This window comes from Roseinatronobacter alkalisoli (assembly GCF_028745735.1).
GTDB lineage: Bacteria > Pseudomonadota > Alphaproteobacteria > Rhodobacterales > Rhodobacteraceae > Roseinatronobacter > Roseinatronobacter alkalisoli.
Genome location: NZ_JAQZSM010000005.1, coordinates 42,795 through 63,992 on the forward strand (window position 1 = coordinate 42,795; position 21,198 = coordinate 63,992).

General features: G+C 59.1%; 17 protein-coding genes and 1 other annotated feature. Of the genes, 16 read left to right on the forward strand and 1 reads right to left on the reverse strand.

Features of this window, described 5'->3' with window-relative positions; translation table 11 throughout:
• Positions 1–121 precede the first annotated feature (121 nt).
• The 7 genes from PUT78_RS07380 (at position 122) to PUT78_RS07410 (ending at position 8,524) form a co-directional block, all read left to right on the forward strand.
• The gene (locus PUT78_RS07380; protein WP_274351608.1) at positions 122–1,096 is read left to right on the forward strand and encodes an ABC transporter permease; all 975 of its coding nucleotides are present in this window, start codon (positions 122–124) and stop codon (positions 1,094–1,096) included.
• Positions 1,093–2,016 carry an ABC transporter permease gene (locus PUT78_RS07385; protein WP_274351609.1) on the forward strand — a complete coding sequence of 308 codons (924 nt, stop codon included), beginning with the start codon at positions 1,093–1,095 and terminating at the stop codon, positions 2,014–2,016. The genes PUT78_RS07380 and PUT78_RS07385 overlap by 4 nt, the downstream gene beginning before the upstream one ends.
• Complete coding sequence (locus PUT78_RS07390) at positions 2,013–2,984, forward strand: ABC transporter ATP-binding protein (RefSeq protein ID WP_274351610.1); 972 nt, start codon at positions 2,013–2,015, stop codon at positions 2,982–2,984. Before PUT78_RS07385 ends, PUT78_RS07390 begins: the two co-directional genes overlap by 4 nt.
• Positions 2,981–3,961 (forward strand): ABC transporter ATP-binding protein, encoded by a 981-nt coding sequence (locus tag PUT78_RS07395; RefSeq protein ID WP_274351611.1) that lies wholly within the window; start codon positions 2,981–2,983, stop codon positions 3,959–3,961. The genes PUT78_RS07390 and PUT78_RS07395 overlap by 4 nt, the downstream gene beginning before the upstream one ends.
• 17 nt (positions 3,962–3,978) lie before the next feature.
• Positions 3,979–5,532, forward strand: a complete 1,554-nt coding sequence (locus PUT78_RS07400) for an ABC transporter substrate-binding protein (RefSeq protein ID WP_274351612.1) — start codon at positions 3,979–3,981, stop codon at positions 5,530–5,532.
• A gap of 5 nt (positions 5,533–5,537) precedes the next feature.
• Positions 5,538–7,385, forward strand: coding sequence for a CocE/NonD family hydrolase (locus PUT78_RS07405; RefSeq protein WP_274351613.1), 1,848 nt, complete (start codon positions 5,538–5,540; stop codon positions 7,383–7,385).
• A gap of 170 nt (positions 7,386–7,555) precedes the next feature.
• On the forward strand, positions 7,556–8,524 hold the full coding sequence (locus tag PUT78_RS07410) for a LysR family transcriptional regulator (protein ID WP_274351614.1): 969 nt from the start codon (positions 7,556–7,558) through the stop codon (positions 8,522–8,524).
• Positions 8,525–8,599: 75 nt separating this feature from the next.
• Here PUT78_RS07410 and PUT78_RS07415 read toward each other — a convergent pair whose 3' ends face one another.
• Positions 8,600–9,883 (reverse strand): SAM-dependent methyltransferase, encoded by a 1,284-nt coding sequence (locus tag PUT78_RS07415; protein ID WP_274351615.1) that lies wholly within the window; start codon positions 9,881–9,883, stop codon positions 8,600–8,602.
• A 106-nt stretch (positions 9,884–9,989) separates the two neighbouring features.
• Positions 9,990–10,043, reverse strand: a sequence feature (sul1 is cis-regulatory element that is thought to sense ions involved in sulfur or methionine metabolism; They are found in Alphaproteobacteria).
• 229 nt (positions 10,044–10,272) lie between these two features.
• Between PUT78_RS07415 and PUT78_RS07420 the strand changes: the two genes are divergently transcribed.
• The 9 genes from PUT78_RS07420 to PUT78_RS07460 all read left to right on the forward strand — a co-directional run bounded on the left by PUT78_RS07420 (position 10,273) and on the right by PUT78_RS07460 (position 21,193).
• The gene (locus tag PUT78_RS07420; RefSeq protein WP_274351794.1) at positions 10,273–11,469 is read left to right on the forward strand and encodes a winged helix-turn-helix domain-containing protein; all 1,197 of its coding nucleotides are present in this window, start codon (positions 10,273–10,275) and stop codon (positions 11,467–11,469) included.
• 296 nt (positions 11,470–11,765) lie between these two features.
• On the forward strand, positions 11,766–13,367 hold the full coding sequence (locus PUT78_RS07425; protein ID WP_274351616.1) for an FAD-dependent monooxygenase: 1,602 nt from the start codon (positions 11,766–11,768) through the stop codon (positions 13,365–13,367).
• 310 nt (positions 13,368–13,677) lie between these two features.
• Entirely contained in the window at positions 13,678–15,198 is a 1,521-nt protein-coding gene (locus PUT78_RS07430) for an ABC transporter substrate-binding protein (RefSeq protein ID WP_274351617.1), read from the forward strand.
• Between the two features lie 59 nt (positions 15,199–15,257).
• Positions 15,258–15,755, forward strand: coding sequence for a DUF3237 domain-containing protein (locus PUT78_RS07435; protein WP_274351618.1), 498 nt, complete (start codon positions 15,258–15,260; stop codon positions 15,753–15,755).
• Between the two features lie 2 nt (positions 15,756–15,757).
• The gene (locus PUT78_RS07440) at positions 15,758–17,368 is read left to right on the forward strand and encodes a GMC family oxidoreductase (RefSeq protein ID WP_274351619.1); all 1,611 of its coding nucleotides are present in this window, start codon (positions 15,758–15,760) and stop codon (positions 17,366–17,368) included.
• Between the two features lie 23 nt (positions 17,369–17,391).
• Entirely contained in the window at positions 17,392–18,291 is a 900-nt protein-coding gene (locus tag PUT78_RS07445; protein ID WP_274351620.1) for an ABC transporter permease, read from the forward strand.
• Between the two features lie 3 nt (positions 18,292–18,294).
• A complete protein-coding gene (locus PUT78_RS07450; RefSeq protein WP_274351621.1) occupies positions 18,295–19,212 on the forward strand; it encodes an ABC transporter permease in 918 nt (305 codons plus the stop codon).
• Positions 19,209–20,204, forward strand: a complete 996-nt coding sequence (locus PUT78_RS07455; RefSeq protein WP_274351622.1) for an ABC transporter ATP-binding protein — start codon at positions 19,209–19,211, stop codon at positions 20,202–20,204. The genes PUT78_RS07450 and PUT78_RS07455 overlap by 4 nt, the downstream gene beginning before the upstream one ends.
• Positions 20,201–21,193 carry an ABC transporter ATP-binding protein gene (locus tag PUT78_RS07460; RefSeq protein ID WP_274351623.1) on the forward strand — a complete coding sequence of 331 codons (993 nt, stop codon included), beginning with the start codon at positions 20,201–20,203 and terminating at the stop codon, positions 21,191–21,193. Before PUT78_RS07455 ends, PUT78_RS07460 begins: the two co-directional genes overlap by 4 nt.
• The last annotated feature ends 5 nt before the right edge of the window (positions 21,194–21,198 follow it).

Consider the following 21,198-nt stretch of genomic DNA (forward strand, 5'->3'; position numbering starts at 1 on the left):
AAATACCTTCATCAAAAATCATCATAAGATTGCAACATGATCTATGAAAACCGATGCTTCAGGCAAATCAGTGGGTTCATGCACCCACAGGACTGCCCACGCATAAACAGGGAGTGCAGTTTTGGTCTATGTCATCAGACGCTTGTTGCAGGCCGTCTTTCTGGCGCTGGTCATGTCCTTTCTGGTGTTCACCGGCATTTTTGCAGTGGGCAACCCGGTGGATATTCTGATCGACCCGGAGGCAACGCAGGCAGAGCGGGTGCGGTTGATCGCGCAGCTTGGGCTGGACCGCCCGTTCCACGAGCAATACCTGATATTCCTTGGCAATGTCCTGCAGGGTGATTTCGGCAACAGCTTTGTTTATAACCGCCCCGCGCTTGGCCTGATCCTTGAACGCATGCCCGCCACGCTGGAACTGGCATTTGCGGCGATTGTCATTGCCGTGGTGCTGGGCATTCCGCTGGGCATGTATGCCGGGTTGCGCCCCGGAAGCGCTGGCAGTCAGGCCGTCATGGCGGGGTCCATTCTTGGGTTCAGCGTGCCTAATTTCTGGCAGGCGATCATGCTGATCATGATTTTTGCGGTCATGCTGGGCTGGTTTCCGGTATCCGGGCGCGGGCAGGTTGGCGAATTCTTCGGTGTCCGGTCCAGCCTGTTCACGCTGAACGGTCTGCAACATATCGCGTTGCCCGCGATCAATCTGGCAATCGGGCATCTGGCGCTGGTCATCAGGCTGGCACGGTCAGGCACGCAGGAGGTGAAGGCGCAGGATTTCATCCGCTTCGCCCGCGCCAAGGGGCTGCATGAATCGCGTATCGTGCTGGTCCATTTGCTGCGCAACATCCTGATCCCGATCGTCACGCTTGTGGGCATGTCCTTTGGCGGGCTGATCGCCTTTGCCGTGGTGACAGAATCCATCTTCGCATGGCCCGGCATGGGCAAGCTGATCATCGACTCAATCCGCCAGCTGGATCGCCCTGTCGTGGTGGCCTATCTGATCGTGATTGTCGTGATTTTCATCATCCTGAACCTGCTGGTTGATCTTCTGTATTCGCTGATTGACCCGCGCATCCGGCTGGACGGGGCGAAGCAATGAGCGAGACCGCAATATCCGCCGCTGCGTCGCCGGACGTAACACCCCCGCCAGAGCGCCCGGTGTGGCGGATCATCCGTGATTTCCGCAAAAGCCCGCTTGCGCTGTTCGGGCTGGCGCTGCTGGTGGTGATTATTGCCGCGGCCTTTCTGGCACCATGGATCACGCCGCAAAACCCATATGACCTGCGCAGTCTGAATATTATGGACAGTCGCCTTGCACCGGGCGAGGTTGGGTTTTCCGGGATTTCCTTCTGGCTGGGCACGGACGGGCAGGGGCGTGACATGTTCTCGGCCATATTATTTGGGCTGCGCATTTCACTGATGGTGGGCCTGATCGCCTGCACGGCGGCGCTGATCATCGGGCTGACACTTGGCCTGATCGCGGCGTATTTCGGCGGGCGGATCGATACTATCGTCATGCGGCTGGTTGATCTGCACCTGTCCTTCCCGCCCATTCTTGTGGCGCTTATTCTGTTGGCAATACTGGGGCGCGGGCTGGAGAATATCATTTTCGCACTCATCATCGTGCAATGGGCGACATTCGCGCGCATGGCCCGCGCCACCGCCCTTTCAGAGCGTGGCCGCGAATATGTTGAAGCGGCCCAAAGCCTTGGCCTGTCGCAAACGCGCATTCTGTTTGGCCACCTGCTGCCCAACTGCCTGCCGCCGCTGATGGTGCTGTATACGGTGGAAATTGCCAGTGCGATTGCGCTGGAAGCGACGCTTTCGTTCCTGGGCGTTGGCCTGCCTGCCACGCAACCCAGCCTTGGCCTGTTGATCGCAAACGGGTTTCAGTTCGTGCTGTCCGGCCAATACTGGATCAGCGTGTTTCCCGGCATCGCGCTGCTTCTGCTGATTGTCGCAATCAATCTGGTGGGTGACCGGCTGCGCGATGTGCTGAACCCAAGGAACATTACATGAGCCTGCTGGAAATCGACAATCTGCAGACGCATTTCTTCACCTCTGGCGGGGTGGTGAAGGCGGTGGATGGCGTCAGTTATCATGTGAACCGGGGCGAGGTTCTGGCGGTGGTGGGCGAATCCGGGTCGGGAAAATCGGTCACCGGCCTGTCGGTAATGGGGCTGATCGATGCGCCGGGGCGCGTGGTCGGTGGCTCTATCCGTTTTGACGGGCGCGAGATTGCGAACTTGCCATCGCATGAGATGCGGCAGCTGCGCGGTGCGCGCATTGCCATGATCTTTCAGGACCCGATGATGACGCTGAACCCCGTCCTGCGGGTCGATACCCAGATGGTCGAGACGATCCATGCCCATCGCGATATGCCGAAACAGGAGGCATGGGCGCTGTGCCGCGACACTTTGGGCCGTGTGGGCATTCCGGCCCCTGACGAGCGCATGTGCGCCTACCCACACCAGTTTTCCGGCGGCATGCGCCAACGTGTAGCCATCGCCATTGCGCTGCTGAACAAACCCGACCTGATCATCGCGGATGAGCCGACAACAGCGCTGGATGTAACCATTCAGGCGCAGATCCTGCACCTGATGCAAGGGTTGGTCGAGGAGGACGGCACCGGCCTTGTCTGGATCACGCATGATCTGTCGGTGGTGGCGGGTTTCGCCGACCGGGTCGCGGTCATGTATGCGGGCGAAATTGTTGAACAGGCCACGACTGACGGGCTGATAGAGGCCCCGCAACACCCATATTCGCGCGGACTGATCGGGTCTGTCCCATCGCGCAATCGGCGCGGCGCGCGGCTGGCGCAAATTCCGGGCGGCGCGCCCCCTGCGGTGAACCGCCCTGTCGGGTGTCGCTTCGCACCGCGCTGCGCCTATCGGATGGAGGGGTGCGCCGCGCCGCAGGTGTTGCGCGACAATGTGCGCTGCTGGCGCGCTGCTGACTTGCCAGCCTTTGAAGAGGTGCTGGCATGACTGCGCTTCTGACCCTTGAGAATGTGTCCAAACGGTTTTCCAAGCCGCAGGACATTGCCGTGCGGCTGGCGCGTCGGCTTGGGGCGAACATCCCCAATGAAACCGTGCATGCGGTGGATGACGTGACGCTTTCGGTGAATGCGGGCGAAGTGGTGGGTTTGGTGGGCGAATCCGGCTGCGGCAAGTCCACCCTTGGGCGGGTTGCGGCGGGCATCCATGCGCCCAGCGACGGGCGGCTTTTGTGGAAGGGCGAACAGGCCACCGGCACGCGCGAAGCACGGCTGAAAGTGCAGATGGTGTTTCAGGATCCCATGTCCTCGCTCAACCCGCGGCACAGGGTGGACCGGATCATCACTGAAGCACCGCGTTTCCATGGCCAGATCACGGCACGCGAAGCGGATAGTTTTGCCGCCGCATTGTTGGAAAAAGTCGGGCTGGACCCGAATTTCCGCGCCCGCTATCCGCATCAGTTTTCCGGCGGTCAGCGTCAGCGCATTGCGATTGCGCGGGCACTGGCGGTGAAGCCGGAAATCATTGTGGCTGATGAATCCGTGTCAGCGCTGGATGTGTCGGTGCAGGCGCAGGTGCTGAACCTGTTCATGGACCTGCGCAGCGAACTGGGGCTGGCATATCTGTTCATCAGCCATGATCTGGGCGTGGTTGAACATATCGCGGACCGGGTTGTCATCATGTATCTGGGCCGCGTCGTGGAAGAGGCCCGCACAGAAGATTTGTTTGCCAATCCGCTGCACCCCTATGCGCAGGCCCTTCTGAATGAAGTGCCCCGCCTGACGACCGGCAAGCGCCGGTTTCAGCCGATCAAGGGGGAAATCCCTTCACCACTCAACCCGCCAACGGGTTGCCATTTTCACCCTCGTTGCCCCTTGGCCGACGGGGAATGCCGTGCCCTGCGCCCTGCGCTACGTCAGGTCGCACCGGGGCGCACAGTTGCCTGTCACAAAGTGACAGGCCCATAACAGGGAGATACGAGACCATGACAAAACTATCGCAATACTTGGGTGCAACGGCGCTGGTCGCCCTTATGGCTGGTACTGCCGGGGCGCAAAGCATTACCGCAGGGCTTGCTGCTGCGCCATCCTCGATGGACCCGCATTTCGCCACCACGGGCCAGAACCAGCAGCTTGCTGCCATCCTTTATGACCGGTTGATCCATATCGGCCCCGATGGCAATTTTGTCCCCGGTCTGGCAACGGAATGGAGCGTGTCGGACGACCGCCTGACCTGGACCTTCACACTGCGCGAAGGCGTTACCTTCCATGATGGCAGCCCGTTCACGGCGGCAGATGCGGTGTTCACATTCGAACGCATCCCCGAAGTGCCCAACAGCCCCGCGCCCTTCACCCAGCGCCTTGCCGCGATTGAAAGTGCTGAAGCTGTGGATGACCACACGCTGGTCATTACCACATCGGCACCGGCACCGGGCCTGCCCACGGACCTGTCCACCATCTATATCGTGTCGCAAAACGTTGGCGACGCGGAAAGTGCCGATTTCGACCGTGGCACGGCGGCTATCGGCACCGGGCCTTACCGTCAGGTCAGCTATAGCCCCGGCGAAAACCTGATGATCGAACGCAATCCGGATTATTGGGGCGATGCGCCGGATTTTGAGGATGTCACGATCCGCTTTCTGGAGAATTCGGCCAGCCGCGTGGCGTCCTTGCAGGCGGGCGAGGTGGATTTCATCGATGCAGTGCCGCCCAATGATCTGGACCGCCTGCGCGGGATGGATGCGGTGACTGTGGTGGCGGCCCCTTCGGCGCGGATGCTGTATATGGGCGTTGATCAGATGGAAGACACCACCATCCGGATTGACCCGTCGGTTGGCAACCCGTTCCGCGACCAGCGCGTGCGCGAGGCGCTGAGTCTTGCAATTAACCGAGAAGCCATCATCGACCGTATTCAGTTCAATTCCGGTGCGCCTGCCAACCAGTTCGCGCCAGAAGGTATCTTTGGCCATAACCCCGACATTCCACAGCCCGAATATAACCCGGAACGCGCCCGCGAGTTGCTGGAGGAAGCAGGCTATGGTGATGGCTGGTCGATGACCATTCACGGCCCCGCCGGGCGCTATGTGAACGACACCGATGTGTTGCTGGCCGTCGGGCAGATGTGGTCTCAGATCGGCCTTGATATCGAGGTAGAGAATGTGCCCGCCAATGTCTATTTCGGGCAGGCGACAGCGCGCGAATTCTCGGCCTTCATGGTTGCCTTCGGGATTACTACAGGCGAAAGCAGCCTTGCATTGCGCAATGTGCTGGGAACCGCGGACGAGGAACGCGGCTGGGGCTCCAACAACCGTTTCCGCTATTCCAGCGAGGCATTTGATGACGCCCTTGCCCGCGCGTTTGACGCATTCGAGGATGATGAACGCGAAGCCGCCCTGCAGGAAGCCGCCGCCATAGCAGCCGAAGATGTGGCGGTCATCCCGCTTTACTGGGAAGGGAACAACTGGGCCGTGCGCGGAGAGATAGAGTTCACACCCAGCCCTGATGGCCGTTCGCTGATCACCAATATCAGCCAGCGGTAAGCCCTATGCCTGTTGTCAGCCACACGCCCGATGCAGACACACTACGCGACATCATGGTGCCCATGCGTGACGGTGTCCGGCTGGCGACAGATGTGTTTTTTCCACAGAATGCGGGCCGTGGTCCATGGCCCGCGATCCTTGAACGCACGCCCTATGACAAGCACGAAGCGCGGGTGAATGAATATACCCAGCGTCATCCGCAGGTCTTTGGCCGCGAAGAACTGGCACGGTTCTTCACCGATGCGGGCTTTGTCGTGGTGTTTCAGGATTGTCGTGGACGCTACGGGTCAGAAGGTCGTTTCACCAAATACCGGGGCGAGGCTGAGGATGGTTTCGACACCATCGGTTGGATTGCGCGGCAGGACTGGTGCGACGGGCAAGTGGCCACGATGGGCATGTCCTACTCCGCTCATACCCAGATGGCTGCGGCCTGCCTGAACCCGCCTGCATTGGCGGCCATGATATGCGATTGCGGTGGGTTCTCCAACGCGTATCAGGGCGGTATCCGTTTTGGTGGGGCGCTGGAACTGAAACAGGTGACATGGGCCTTCCGCCATGCGCTGCGGTCCCGCGCGGCTGCCGCCGACCCGGTGGCGAAGGCCGCCCTTGAAGCCACTGATCTGCGCGACTGGATGCACCGCCTGCCATGGACACAAGGCCATTCCCCGCTATCGCCTGTCCCTGATTACGAGCAGTTCCTGTTCGAACAATGGACACATAATATGTTTGACGACTACTGGAAAATTCCGGCCCTTTATGCCGCCGGTTGGCATAAAACCATGCGCCGGATTCCCAGTGTGCATATCTCCGGCTGGTATGATCCCTATGCCGTTACAGCGGTTGAGAATTTCACCGGCTTGCGTGACGCCGGACATGAGACAAGCCTTATTCTGGGTCCATGGACCCATGGCGACCGTTCGCGTTCCTATGCGGGCGATGTGGATTTCGGCGCGGATTGCACGTTTGATACGGGCATGGGGCAGGATTTCGTTCAGTTCCGCATCGACACATTCCGCCGCCATCTGCTGGGGGCCGAACTGCCGCCCGGTCCGCGCGTGCGGTATTTTGTAATGGGTGGGGGCGATGGGCGGCGCAACGGCGCGGGGCGCATGTATCACGGCGGCACATGGCATGTCGCGAATACATGGCCGCCCGAGGATTCGGTGCCCACCAGATTGTTTCTTGACGCAATGGGCCACCTGACCGGGGCGCCGCCCCAGGCTGTGGGTGCGCGGTCCTTTCTGTTTGATCCGGAAAGGCCGGTGCCGACAACAGGCGGACCGATCACCTCTGGTGCGCCGTTGATGGTCGGCGGTGCGTTCGATCAGACAGAGCGGCCAGACCTGTTCAACGCCACTGCGCCGGGAATGCCGCTGGCCAGCCGCGCTGATGTGCTGATCTTTGAAACCGCGCCGCTTGACCGGGCCGTGACGATTGCGGGCGATGTGTCTGTGTCGCTTTTTGTCAGCTCGGACCGCCCGACAACGGATTTCACCGCAAAGCTGGTGGATGTGTACCCTGCTACGTCAGATTACCCGCATGGCTATGCTATGAACCTGTCAGACGGCATTCTGCGCACATGCTATCGCGACGGGTTTGACAAACAGCGCCCGCTTGAAAGTGGCGAAATTGTCGAGGTTCTGGTGCGGCTTTACCCGACCGCAAACCGGTTTGAACCCGGTCATCGCATCCGGCTGGAAATATCGTCATCCAATTTTCCGCGTTTTGATGTTAATCCCAACGATACGGTCGGGAATGACCTGAGTGGCACGAAGTTCAGGGCACTTAACGCGGTGCATTGCGGGCCGGGGCATTTATCCTGTCTTCTGGTGAACCTGCTTCCCTCTCGTTAGAGAACCGCAAACCTGCCACTGCCTTCCGGGGGGGGGTGGTCGGACTGTCTGCTTTATGCGAACCTGCGCGCAATATTCTGCTGCGAGCCGTGATGCGCAGCGATTGACTTGGCATATTGTGCGAGTCAAATGTAAATATAGCCAAAAAACATAACGGAAATGGTATACAGATGTCGCAACGCACAGCCCTGTCGGGGCTTCATGACGATTTTATCCGGCGCGGATTGCGTTTGCCACATCTTCGGTTGCTGGTAGCGTTGAAAAGTACCGGGCAGATGTCAGGCGCTGCATCGAATATCGCCATAACGCAACCGGCGGCGTCACGGCTGATGGGGGAGCTTGAGAAGATCGTTGGCGCCCCACTTTATGAAAGGCACGCCAAAGGCGTGTCCCTGACACTTTCGGGGTCGTTGCTGGCCGACAAAGCCCATGCAATGCTGCGTCAGCTGGACGATGCAAGGAACGAAATCCGCGAACTTGTTGACGGTGTTCGCGGTCACGTCCGCATCGGGGCTGTGACCGGGCCGGCATTGGAAATCGTTATTCCCGCGCTGCGTAAACTGCGCGACGCATTTCCGGAAATCGAGATTTCGGTTGATGTGGAAACATCAGATAAACTGATCGACTCCTTATTATCGCGTGATCTGGATTTTTATATCGGGCGCTTGCCGCATGGCATTGACGCGCGCGCTGTGCGCATGCGCTGTATCGGACCGGAACCTTTGGCACTTATTACGCATGTGAATCACCCGCTGACGCAGCTGCGCAACGTGTCGATACACCAGTGTCTGCCCTATGACTGGGTCATGCAGCCGCCGAACGGGTTGATGCGCCGCGAAGTTGAAACCTATCTGCTGGAAAATGGTTATCCGATCCCGGAGCGTATCCTGAGCACATCGTCGCTGCTTCTTACATTGGGGATCATCAGCGAGACCAACGCAATTGCGCCGGTCGCCCGCTCGGTCGCAGAGTTCTATTCACGGCGCAGCGGTCTGGGCGGCAATATCGCCTTGCTGGACATGGTCGACGAAATTGCCATCTCGCCCTATTCCATCGTGCTTCCGTCCGGAACGGAGCTGTCACCAGCGGCCCGGCGCGTGCTGTCCGCGCTTGAGCTGCAGCCTGAACACGCGCCCTGATACGCTATGACCCCCGCGACAACCGGCCGACAGCAAAATGCATCAGCTGATGCCTGACGGCCGGTCTTGCTGTGCTTATTCCGCTGCCTTCGCCATTGCGTCGTCGTGCAATTCTGTCTCGCGCTGGCGATAAGCGTCTTCGGCTGTCTGAATGTAGTTGCGCGCAAGTGGCAAGACATTCTGATCGCGCACCATCTGAATCTGGTGGACAACAAGCCCCTGATAGCGAAAAGCGCTTTCGGATGCGGCAAGGTAGAATTCCCACATCCGCGCGAAACGTTCGTCATAAAGTGCGACCGCCTGTTCCCGTCTGGCCATGAATCGCTCCCGCCAGTGGCGCAGAGTTTCGGCGTAATGCAGGCGCAGCACCTCTATATCTGTGACCACAAGCCCCTGCCGTTCGATTTCAGGCAGCACCTCGGAAAGGGACGGCATGTGACCGCCGGGAAAGATATATTTCAGGATCCAGGCGTTGGTTTCAGTCGGTGGCGTTGTCCGGCCAATATAATGGAGAACCGCAACACCGTCATCGGCAAGCAGACTGCGGACCTTTGAGAAGAACTCATGATAACTTTTGCGCCCCACATGCTCGAACATCCCGACTGAAACAATCCGGTCGAAACGTTCGTCCAGCAAGCGATAGTCCCGCAGTTCAAAATTCAGACGACCCTGAAGACCTTCGTCTTCCGCCCGTGCCCGTGAAACGGCAAGCTGTTCTTCAGACAGTGTAACGCCCTTGACGCGCGCTTTGGCGTAACGGGCCAGATATATGCCCAGACCGCCCCAGCCTGATCCGATATCCAGCACGCTGTGTCCCGGTTGCACATGGAGCTTGGCAACAAGATGCCGCTTCTTGGCCATTTGCGCATCTTCCAGTGTAGTTTCCGGCGTTTCGAAATAGGCGCAGGAATACTGCTGGTCGCTGTCAAGGAACAGTTCGTAAAGTCGTCCATCCAGATCATAGTGATGGGCAACGTTCCGCTTTGATTTGCCGACCGAATTATAGCTGGTGAAACGCAGCACCAGCCGGAACACGCTGCGCGTGACGCGCGACATCCCCGGGGGGTCATCGGATCCGAGATTCTGAAAGATGACAGCAAGAAGATCATAGATCGATCCCTTGATCATCTGTACATCACCATCCATGAACCCCTCACCCAAGGCCAGGTCGGGGTTCAGTACCAGACGGAACACCCTGTCCCAGGTTGCGATGCGGATGTGAACCTTCGTGCCGGTCTGATCGCCCATCCGGTAGCGCTGTCCGTCCGGGCCATCAACGATAAGCGTTCCGCTACGGAAGATTGCGGTGATCAGGGCTTCAAACCGCTTGCGCGCAAATTTGCGCATGACCTTTGGCATTATCTTCATTTCCGTACACGCTGTTATTCACAGAACGCTGCTATCCGGCGAAATGGTGTCGGATAAACAAAACCGGATACAAATTGAACATGTTCAGCAACGTTCAATATTGCCGGGGGATAGGCGCCCGGAGAAGCCACTCGGCGAAGCCGAGTCCAGTTCAGCAAATTTTTTGAAGGATGCTCCGGAATTTGTAAAGATGTGTTCAAGCTAGGGGTTTACTTTTTTGAACAGGTGTGTGCCGGACTGACATGCAAACGGATGATCAGTTCGCGGATTGCGGAATATCATTGGTCCGGCCCCGGGCATCCGGAAATGCCAAGTAAACCGGCATGATCACGCCAGACGGGCCATTGTGTTCCTTGTGCAGTATCGGCGATAGTGCCCGGATGATACGCCCGTTCCTGAACAACCAGCACGCCCGCCGCCTGTTTCTGGACCGGCATCTGTTGTTGCGTCCGGGGTCAGGCCCCGGCAAAGGCAAGGATCTGGACGGCGTACTTCAGGGCCTTGGTTTTGTTCAGGTCGACAGTGTTAACACACTTGCGCGTGCGCATGATCTGATCCTGTGGTCCCGCCGTGGGCAGTACCGGCCGCAGGCCCTTGAACGCCTTGTCGCAGCGTCCCGGACTGCGTTTGAACACTGGACCCATGATGCCGCCGTTATCCCGATGCAGTTTTACCCGATGTGGCGCCTGAAATTTGCCCGCGACGCGGCGCATATGCGGGCACGCTGGCCACAATGGCGCCGCGACGGGTGGCAGGCCGAACTCGATACCGTGTTGCAGCATATCGCCGATAACGGCCCCGCCTGCTCGCTTGATGTTGGCGGGGATGAAAAGAAAGGGACATCGGGGTGGTGGGACTGGCACCCGTCCAAGACCGCGCTGGAATTCTTGTGGCGGTCCGGGCAATTGGCGATCTGCCATCGTCGGGGGTTCCGGAAATTCTATGACCTGACAGAACGTGTCATCCCGGCTGTGCATCTGAATATCCGCCATGATGATCATGAAGTCATCGACTGGGCCATGTCAGAAGCGCTGCGACGGATCGGTTTTGGTACACATGGTGAACTGGCCGCTTTCTTCGATATCGTGACCAATAGCGAAGCAAAATCCTGGTGCGCGGCAGCACTTGCCCGCGGCCATATCATCGAAGCGGATATCGGGATGGCGGACGGGTCCGTGCGGCGCAGCTTCACGACCGAAGTCGCCCTGAAAAGTGCCGCTGCGCTGCCCGAGCCGTCTTCGCGTGTGCGCCTTTTGTCGCCGTTTGATCCCGTTTTGCGTGACAGGGCGCGCGCAGAGCGCCTTTTCGGTTTTCGCTACCGGATTGAGATATTCGTTCCCGAAGCCCGGCGGCAATACGGGTACTATGTCTTTCCGGTGCTTCAGGGTGACCGCATGATTGGGCGTCTTGATGTGAAGCGCGCGAATAACGCGCTTGTTGTGCGCCGCTTCTGGCCGGAAGCCGGTGTGCGGATGGGAAAGGCGCGGATAGCTGGTCTGTTGTCGGAACTCGACCGGGTGCAGGCCCTCGCCGGGGCGCACACTGTCCAATACGGGGCGGATTGGATGCAGGTCTGACCCCCCCCCCACCGCAAGTTGAGAAATACTTTCCCGCTCGCGGCGCTAAGTTTAACATCAGTAATATGAGTATTTCTTTACATTTAGGCGTGATCTTCGTATTGTCCGCCGGATGAAGGCGTTGGAAACCCGCAGATGTAAGCCAAGGATTTGGAAAAATTCAAAGGTTCAATAGAAGATCAAGAAATATCTGGCCATGGGTGACGGTAGCACAACAGAAATTCGTTGGATGAAGGCATATCATGTGTGTTATGATGTTAAGGCCGTAATTCCAGCGGAAATGGTGGGGCGCACATATGAAGTGTGATGTTATCATCAATGGCGGCGGGCCGGTTGGCATGGGGCTTGCTATTGAGTTGGCGCAGCGCGGGTGCGATGTCACTGTGATAGAGCGGTATCACAAACCGCAGCCGATACCGAAAGGCCAGAACCTTACCCAGCGCACCACAGAGCATTTTCATTTCTGGGGTTGCGAAGCCGCGCTGCGCAGTGCCCATCCCATTCCTGAAGGTGGTGGTATCGGGGGGCTTACGGTTTATGGCACGCTGCTGGGAGATCATGCGCAAAACTGGCTGGACCGTTCCAAAGTGGGGCAGTTTTATCACACCCGCCATGCCCGCCTGCCACAATACGTGACCGAGCGGGTGCTGCGCGACAGGGTGGCGGAATTGCCCAATATCGAAGTGCGTTATGGATTTGAGGGGGTGGCGCTGGCCCAGGATCAGAACGGTGTGACGCTGGAAATTGCCAGACGGGGCGGCACATCGACCGAAAGCCTGCGCGCGCGCTATCTGGTCGGTTGCGATGGCAGTCATTCCTTTGTGCGCAAAGCGGCGGGCATCACCGAAACACGAGAGGACCACGAAAGGCAGATGGCGCTGCTGGTGTTTGAAAGCGAAGAGCTGGACCGCCTGCTTGCGCGCTATCCGGGCAAGGCATTCTACAATGTGCTGAACCCGGAAAATGACGGGTATTGGTGGTTTTTTGGCCGGGTCGATCACGGCAGAAGCTGGTTTTTCCATGCCCCGGTGCCGACAGGGACCACCGCAGAAAACTATGATTTCGCAGCGCTGCTGCACCGCGCTGTCGGGCAACGGTTCGACCTGCGGCTGGATCATGTCGGGTTCTGGGATATGCGGTTCTCGCTTGCTGACCAGTACCGCAAGGGCCGTGTTTTTATCGCAGGTGATGCAGCGCACAGTCACCCACCCTATGGCGGATATGGGGTCAATAGCGGGCTGGAGGATGCGGTGAATCTTGGCTGGAAGCTTGCCGCAACCGGCGCGGGTTGGGGCAGTGAAGCGCTGCTCGACAGCTATCAGGAAGAGCGGCGCGCAGTGTTCGAATCGACCGCACGCGATTTTATTGCGCGTTTCATTGAGCAGGACCGCGCGTTTCTGGAGCAATATGACCCGGTACGGAACGAAGCAGCGTTCCGGGATGCCTGGGCGCGCCGTGCCGATATGGATGAGGTGGTGAATTTTGCGCCGAACTATGCCGGATCATCGATTGTCAGCGGGTCGGGCGGGCAACCGGGTGCGCGGGGTGATCACTGCTTCAAAGCGCGGGCGGGGCATCATCTGGCACCCGCGCCGGTGAATGGCGCCGGGCATTTGTATGATGCGCTGGGGCCATGGTTCACGCTTTTCATTTTTGATGGTGACGTGGGCGCGCGTGCGCACAGGTTCAGGACTGCGGCGGCGGCACTGGCCCTGCCGCTGGTCATACGTCATCTGCCTGACCCGGCGCTGGCCGAAAGATATGGTGCGGCTGCGGTTCTGGTCCGGCCTGATCAGTTCGTGGCCTGGGCTGGGTCTGATGGCGTGGCGGCCGAAATCCTTGGTGCAGCGATAGCTGTGCAGGACTCGGTCCTGCGGGAACGCATGTCCGATTCTTAGAAACATGCTGGAACTGCCTAATTTTCCAGTTTTTCCGAGAGTTTTCTGTTGAATCCTGCCTATTCATCATTGTCTGGACATTAAGCTTTATAAAAAAAATATATAAAAATAATTAGTTACATGTATTTTATGGTGGAGTGCTGAGCACACGAAGGGTTGATCATATGGCTGCAATAAATTTCATCTGTAATATGATTATTAGTTGCTCTATATCCAAATCTCGCTTAGCCTGACCGAAGAACGGCAATGGTCGGAACGGTGTTTGATGCCCTGGGGGAGGGCGTCGCCGATACCGGCAGGGGGGATACCAATGACAGCTATGGCAAAGGTCGTGACGGCGGGGGCATTGCTATTGTCGGCATCAGGCAATGCGCTGTTTGCGCAAGCCACGCCGGATAATTTCAGTGTCGCGGTAGCGGAAGAACCGGACACGCTGGACATGACGTCCACCGCGCATGCGCCGGGTGCGCGCGTTAGTCTGGAAAACATCACCGAAGGATTGTGGAGCACGGCGACGGATGGCGCGCTGACCTCAACTGTCGCTGATTGGGAAATATCCGATGACGGGCTGGAAATCGTGTTTCGTATCCGTGACGGCATAACATTCCATTCCGGCGACCCGCTGACCGCAGAGGATGTCTTGTTCAGCCACAATCGCATGCTGGAAAATGCCCCACAATACGCCCGCCGGGCGCGCGCGCTGGACGCGGTGGATGTCGTGGACGAACGTACCGTCAGGTTCACATTCCATACGCCGGACGCTGGCATGATGCCCTCGCGCAGTCTGTCGATTGTGTCAAAAGCCTATTTCGACCGCGTCGGTGAAACCCAGTTCATGCGCCACCCTGTCGGCACCGGACCATATGAATTCGTGTCCTACACGCCCGGCACCCAATTGGTTCTGAAGCGATATGACAATTACCATGGTGATCTGCCGCAGGTTGAGCACGCAACCCTGCGCTATGTGCGCGAAGCGGGCACCCGGCTGGCGCAGTTGCAGGCCGGTGAGGTGGGCATGGTGATGGATATTCCCTATCCCGATGTACCCAGACTGGAAGCGGACGGGTTCAGGATGGAATATCTGGCGGCACATCCGACCATCGCGATTCAGTTCCATAACCTGAACCCGGATGTGCCGTGGTATGATGTCCGTGTCCGCAAGGCGATGGCCCATGCCGTGGACCGGCAGTCCATCATCGACGGCTTGCTTGCCGGGGTTCCGGAAGTGACAGCAACCGTGGCAGAGGGGGAACTGGGCCATGACCCGACGATCACGCCCTATGCCTATGACCCGGACCGCGCGCGCGAACTGTTGGCGGAGGCCGGGTATCCGGACGGGTTCGATCTGCCGCTTGATATCTGGGGTGGTGGATTCGCTGGGCTGCGCGAAACGGCTGAGGCCGCATCGCTGTATCTGCGTGAACTGGGCATCAATGTAGAGGTCCAGACACTGGATGCCGCGCAGTTCCTGGGCAAGATCCGTAATGTTTCCGGTGATCCGGAAGGCGTGTATGTTGGTATCAGTGCCTTGCCCTATGCCAATCAGTCCGACCCGATAGAGGCGCTGAACGTGGCCTATACATCGCGTTCTCCCTTCACGCCGTTTCGGGATGACCGGCTGGACCAGTATATCGACGAAGCCAACGCGCTGCTTGATCCCGACGCCCGAGGGGAGGTTCTGAAGAAGGCCTTTGGTCTGATGCATGAAGAAGCAGCCGTGATCCCGCTTTGGAATTTTGTCGCGGTCTACGCCATGGACAGCGGCGTCAGATTCACCCCGACCGAGAAGTTCTTTCCAGTGGTGATGCTCAAGGATGTCAGCTTCGAATGACCGGGAATTGCGCGCGCGTGGTCCATTCCCCACGCGGGCTGATAGGAGATGCAGGACACATGAAAGATCTGACCAACGAAGCACCGATCTGGCTGCCAAACATGACGCCGCAACTGGAATTCGCTTTTGCGACCAAGGTGACAGTGAACCCGGCGCGCAATATCGGCAATCTGCACGGCTCGGGTGAACGGCTGATCATGACGGTTGGCGGCGGTACTGTCGAAGGCCCCGGTATTCGTGGTGAAATCCTGCCCGGTGGCACCGAATGGCCGCTTGTGCGCCCCGATGGTGTGGACAGCATTGACGCGCGGTATTCGTTCGAAACCGATGACGGTGTGCTGGTGAATATCCGTAATACGGGATACCGCGTGATCGCGCCCGAATTGCGCGACCAGATGAAAACGCGCGTGGTGGATGCGGGACAATACTATTTCCGCACCTATTCCGTGTTTGAAGCCCCGGTCGGCAAATATGACTGGCTTACCCGCACTGTGTTCATAGGCTTTGGCGAGCGGCATCCGGAAACGCTGCACCTGTGGTATTATAAGGTGCTCTGAACGTGGCAGACTATGATTTCATCATCGTGGGGGCCGGGTCTGCGGGTTGCGTGTTGGCCAACCGGCTAAGTGCTGATCCGCGCCACCGCGTGCTGTTGCTGGAAGCGGGCGGCAGCGATGCACACCCCCTTATCCGGATGCCGCTAGGTTTCATGCGCGCACTTCGAATGCCGCAGTTTACATGGCCTTATCTGTCGGAACCCGAAGAACGCACAGGCAATCGCGCAATCCCGATACCGCGGGGCCGGCTGATGGGGGGGTCATCTTCGATCAACGGCATGTTCCACATTCGCGGGCATCGCGGCGATTACGACGAATGGCGTGATCTGGGCTGCGACGGCTGGGGGTACGATGATGTTCTGCCCTATTTCAAACGGTCCGAAAACCATTGGCGCGGCGAAGGCGCCTATCACGGCGGGTCCGGTCCGGTCAGCGTGCAGCCGATCAGGAATGAGGCGCTGTTTCACGAACCGCTGCGCGATGCTTTCGCCGCTGCCGGGCACGTGATTACCGAAGATTACGACGGCGCGGTGCAGGAAGGCTTCGGGCCGGGAAACATTGCGGTGGACATGCGCGGGCGGCGGGCATCGTCATCGCGCGCCTATCTGACGCGCGACGTGCGTGCGCGGGCCAACCTGACTGTGCTTGACCACACGACGGTCGAACGGCTGAGTTTCGACGGGGACCGGGTGAGCGGGGTTGAAGGAATGCGCAAGGGCAAGCGGCACAAATGGTGTGCGGCGCGCGAGGTGATCCTGTCTGCAGGCGCATATAATTCGCCGCAGATCATGATGGTCTCGGGGCTTGGTCCGCAGGCCGAACTGCGTGCGCATGGGATCACGGTGCGCCGCGACCTGCCGGAGGTGGGCCAGAACCTGCTGGAACATCCCCGGCTTGACCTGATCTATGAAGCCGCACAGCCTACAACATTTTCCAACCGCCTGCGCTATGACCGCGCGGCGCTGGCCTTTGCCCGATGGGCATTGACCGGGAAAGGGCCTTTTGCCAGTCATGTGTGTTCCGGCACAGCGCTTCTGCGCGTGTCCGAGGGGGCGCAAAGACCCGATGTGCAGCTTTTGTGCTCGCCCATATCGATCCGTGCGGATCTGTGGTTTCCGGGGCTGACTGCGCCGCCGCCGCATGCGTTCTATGCATCAATCTGCCTGCTTCATCCCAGAAGCCGTGGTCGGATGGCGCTGCGTTCCGGTGATGTGCGCGATGCGCCGCGCGTGCATCTGAACCTGCTGGGTGACGACGAAGATATCGCAGTGCTGCGCCGCGCCCTGCGTGAAGCGCGCCGTGTCTACGGCATGGAAAGTCAGGCCGCGCTGATCGGCAAGGAAATCATGCCGGGGGCCGAATTTACGGATGACGATGCAATCGATGCAGCAATCCGGGCGAAAGCGGGGGTGACCCAGCATCCGGTCGGCACATGTCGGATGGGGCGTGACGCGGGTGCTGTGGTTGCACCGGACCTGAAGGTGAACGGCATTGCCGGGCTGCGGGTGGTCGACGCGTCGATCATGCCGACAATCCCCGGCGCGAACACGAATGCCGCTGTCTACATGATCGGTGAAAAAGCCGCCGACATGATTCTTGGGGACGCGGCCTGAGACAAAATGGGAGGACCGGAGCAGTGGCTTCGACCGATATGACGAATGAAACAAGCATACAGGCCCCGCCACGAAAGCGGCGTTATGCAATGCGGCGGGTATTCGAGTACCCGATCATCCCGGTGCTGTTGCTGTTGCCGATGGTTGTCTGCGGGCTGTTCGGTCCGTGGATATGGCCGCACGACCCCACTGCCATCAACTTTACTGTCAGGCAGACACCACCCGTATGGCTGGAGGGGGGCGAGTGGCGATATTTTTTGGGCACTGACCAGTTCGGACGCGACCTGCTGTCGCGGTTGATTGAAGGGGCGCGGATTGCGCTGATCGTTTCAACCGTCACGGTCACGACGGCGGCCATCATCGGCACTGCCGTCGGCATGCTTGCGGGGTATTACGGTGGTATCGTGGACACGATTCTGATGCGAATCGTGGACGTCAAGATGTCAATCCCGCCAGTGCTGCTGACCATCCTGATCGGGGCGGTGTTGGGTGGTGGTCTGACGACGATTCTGGTCGCGATCATCCTTGTGTTCTGGGCCGATTACGCGCGCGTGATCCGGGGTGAGACGCTGGCGTTGAAGTCGCGCGGCTTCGTGCAGCTTGCGCGCGTCGCGAATGCCAGCGACTGGCGCATTTTCACCCGGCATCTGCTGCCCAACCTGCTGCCAACCTGCATTGTTCTGATCACCCTGCAATTCGGTGCTGCGCTGGTGATCGAAGCCGCGATCACCTTTATCGGGCTGGGTATTCAGCCCCCTGCATCTGCATGGGGGCTACTGGTCGCGGATGGGCGGGCGTATCTGACTTCAGCATGGTGGATACCGACCTTTGCCGGGATGGCGATTGCCCTGACGGCTCTTGGCGCAAACCTGCTGGGTGACTGGCTGCGCGATTACTTCGATCCCAGACTGAAGAAGAGGTAAGCCATGACGAATTACATACTCAAACGGTTGGGACTGGCCGTCATTACGGTGCTTGGCGTGCTTCTTCTGATCTTTGTTGCCACCCGGATGTCCGGGGACGTGGCGCTGCTGATGCTGCCACAGGATGCCAGCGACGAACAGATTGCGGCCTATCGCGCCCGGCACGGGCTGGACCGCGCGATCCCGGTTCAGTTCCTGAACTTCATGCGTGGTATGCTGACTCTCGATTTCGGGGAGTCGCTGCGCTATCAGCGCCCCGCGCTTGAAGTGATCCTTCAGCGCTTGCCTGCCACGGTAGAGCTTGCGCTGATGGCGTTCGTTCTGGCGCTTGTGGTCGGGGTGTCGCTGGGCCTTGTCGCGGCCTATTACCGTGGCGGATGGGCGGACCGCAGCATTCGCACCAGTGCAGTTCTGCTGCAGTCAATGCCGAATTTCTGGATCGCGATCATGGCGATTTTACTGTTTGCGGTAATGCTGCGCTGGTTGCCCACGTCCGGGCGGGACGGGGCCGCATCGTATATCATGCCCGCCATGACGCTGATGTTGTTTCCGCTGGCCGCAATCATGCGCATGACTCGATCCGCGATTCTGGAAACGATCGAGAGTGAGTATGTCAAGTTCTTGCGCATCAAGGGCGTGTCCGAAGGGCGCATCCTGTGGCGGCATGCCTTGCGCAATGCGCTGATCCCGGTGATCGCGCTGTCGGGTCTGCAACTTGGCAACCTGATGGGCGGCACTGTGATTACCGAAACGATCTTCAACTGGCCGGGACTTGGCAGTCTGATGATCGAAAGTTTCATCAGCCGCGACTACCCGGTGATTCAGGTGGGTGTGTTGCTGATTGCGACGTTCCTTATCCTTCTTAACCTTGCCGTGGATCTGTTGTTCTGCGTCGTTGACCCAAGGATCAGATACGCATGAGCAGTCAGGAAAAACTTGAACCATTCGTGCTGGATGTCGCGGGTCTGACGGTTGAGATTGCGGGCCGCGAGGGGCGCGTAGTCCGCCCCGCGCGTGATCTGACGTTCCGGGTGGGACGGGGTCGCGTTGTCGGTGTGATCGGGGAATCCGGCTGTGGCAAAAGCATGACTGCGCTGTCGGTGATGCGCCTGTTGCCCGCATCCGCGAAAGTGACCGGCGGCACGGTCCTGTTCAATGGCGAAGATCTGCTGACAAAATCGCCCCGCGCGATGCGTGCGATCCGCGGCAAATCCATCGGTATGGTGCTGCAGGATCCGTCAGTGTCGCTTGATCCGCTGTTCACCATTGGTGACCAGATCGACGAGGCATTGTGCATGCATGGCCGGATGCCTGCCGCCCGTCGCCGCGCGCGTGCCATTGAACTGCTGGAAGCGGTGGGCATTCCCGCCCCGCAGGACCGGTTGACGCAGTATCCGCATGAATTGTCCGGCGGAATGTTGCAACGTGTGGTCGCCGCCATCGCGATTGCCTGGAACCCCGCCCTGCTGATTGCGGATGAACCGACAACCGCGCTGGACCCGACGATTCAGGTTCAGGTTCTTGACCTGCTGGGCCATTTACGTGACACGCTGGGTGTATCGATCATGATCATCACCCATGATTTCGGCGTCGCTGCGCATATCTGCGATGACATCATGGTAATGTATGCGGGTGAGGTGGTTGAAACCGGGCCGGTGCGCCAGATATTCGACAACCCCGGCCATCCCTATACCCGCGCGCTGATGGAAAGCTCCACCGTGCCCAAAGGTAAGGGCCGCCTGCCCACCATCGAAGGTCAGCCACCCGATCTGGGGGATCTGCCGCCCGGCTGCGCCTTTGCGCCACGCTGCCCGCTGGCGAATGAGCAGTGCCACCACGCGGCGCCACCCCGGATACAGTTGTCTGATATCCACCAAGCCACATGTTGGTACGCGGGAGAGGGAATGACATGAGCGATATAATTCTGGAAACCCGCGGGCTGCAAAAGTATTTTTATCTGAAATCCGGCCTACCATTCCGGCGTATCCCCAAAGTGGTCAAGTCGGTGGACGGGATTGATGTTGCCCTACGCGCCGGAGAGACCCTTGGTCTGGTCGGTGAAAGTGGTTGCGGCAAATCAACCACAGCCCGGTTGATCCTGCGTTTGCTTGACCCGACCGGCGGCAAGATCCTGTTTGACGGCAAAGAGGTGCAGAACGCGACAGGTCAGGCGCTTCACGATTTCAGATCGAACATCCAGACGGTGTTCCAGGATCCTTACGGTTCGCTCAACCCGCGCATGAAAGTGCGCGAGATTATTGCCGAGCCAATGCAGGCGGCCGGGAAGTATTCTGCCAGACAGATTGATGTGCGTGTCGCCGAATTGCTGGAACTGGTGAACCTGCCAGCCAATGCCGCCCGGCGCGGACCACATGAATTTTCCGGTGGTCAGCGCCAGCGTATTGCGATTGCGCGCGCGCTTGTGCTGAACCCAAGGCTGTTGATTCTGGATGAACCGGTTTCGGCGCTGGATGTTTCCGTGCGGGCGCAGATTCTGAACCTGCTGGACGACCTCCAGGAAGAACTGGGGTTGGCCTATTTCCTGATTTCCCATCACCTTGAACTGGTTGCGAATAAATGCGACTGGATCGCGGTCATGTATCTGGGTGGCATTGTCGAACAAGGCCCGGCGCGTGAAATTGCGGATAACCCGCGCCACCCCTATACGCAGGCGTTGTTTTCGTCGGCGCTGAAGGTCACGCCTGACCGGGCAGCGGCCCCGGTCAGAATGATCAGGGGAGAGGTGCCTTCACCCCTGAACCCGCCAACCGGGTGCCATTTCCATACCCGTTGCCCAATGGCCATGCCGATCTGCCGACAGGAAACCCCGCCAGGCGTGCCGGGGCCGAATGGGTCAGTGGCCACCTGTCATGCGCTATGCGGGCAAAAGGCGTTGGCGTGATGGTG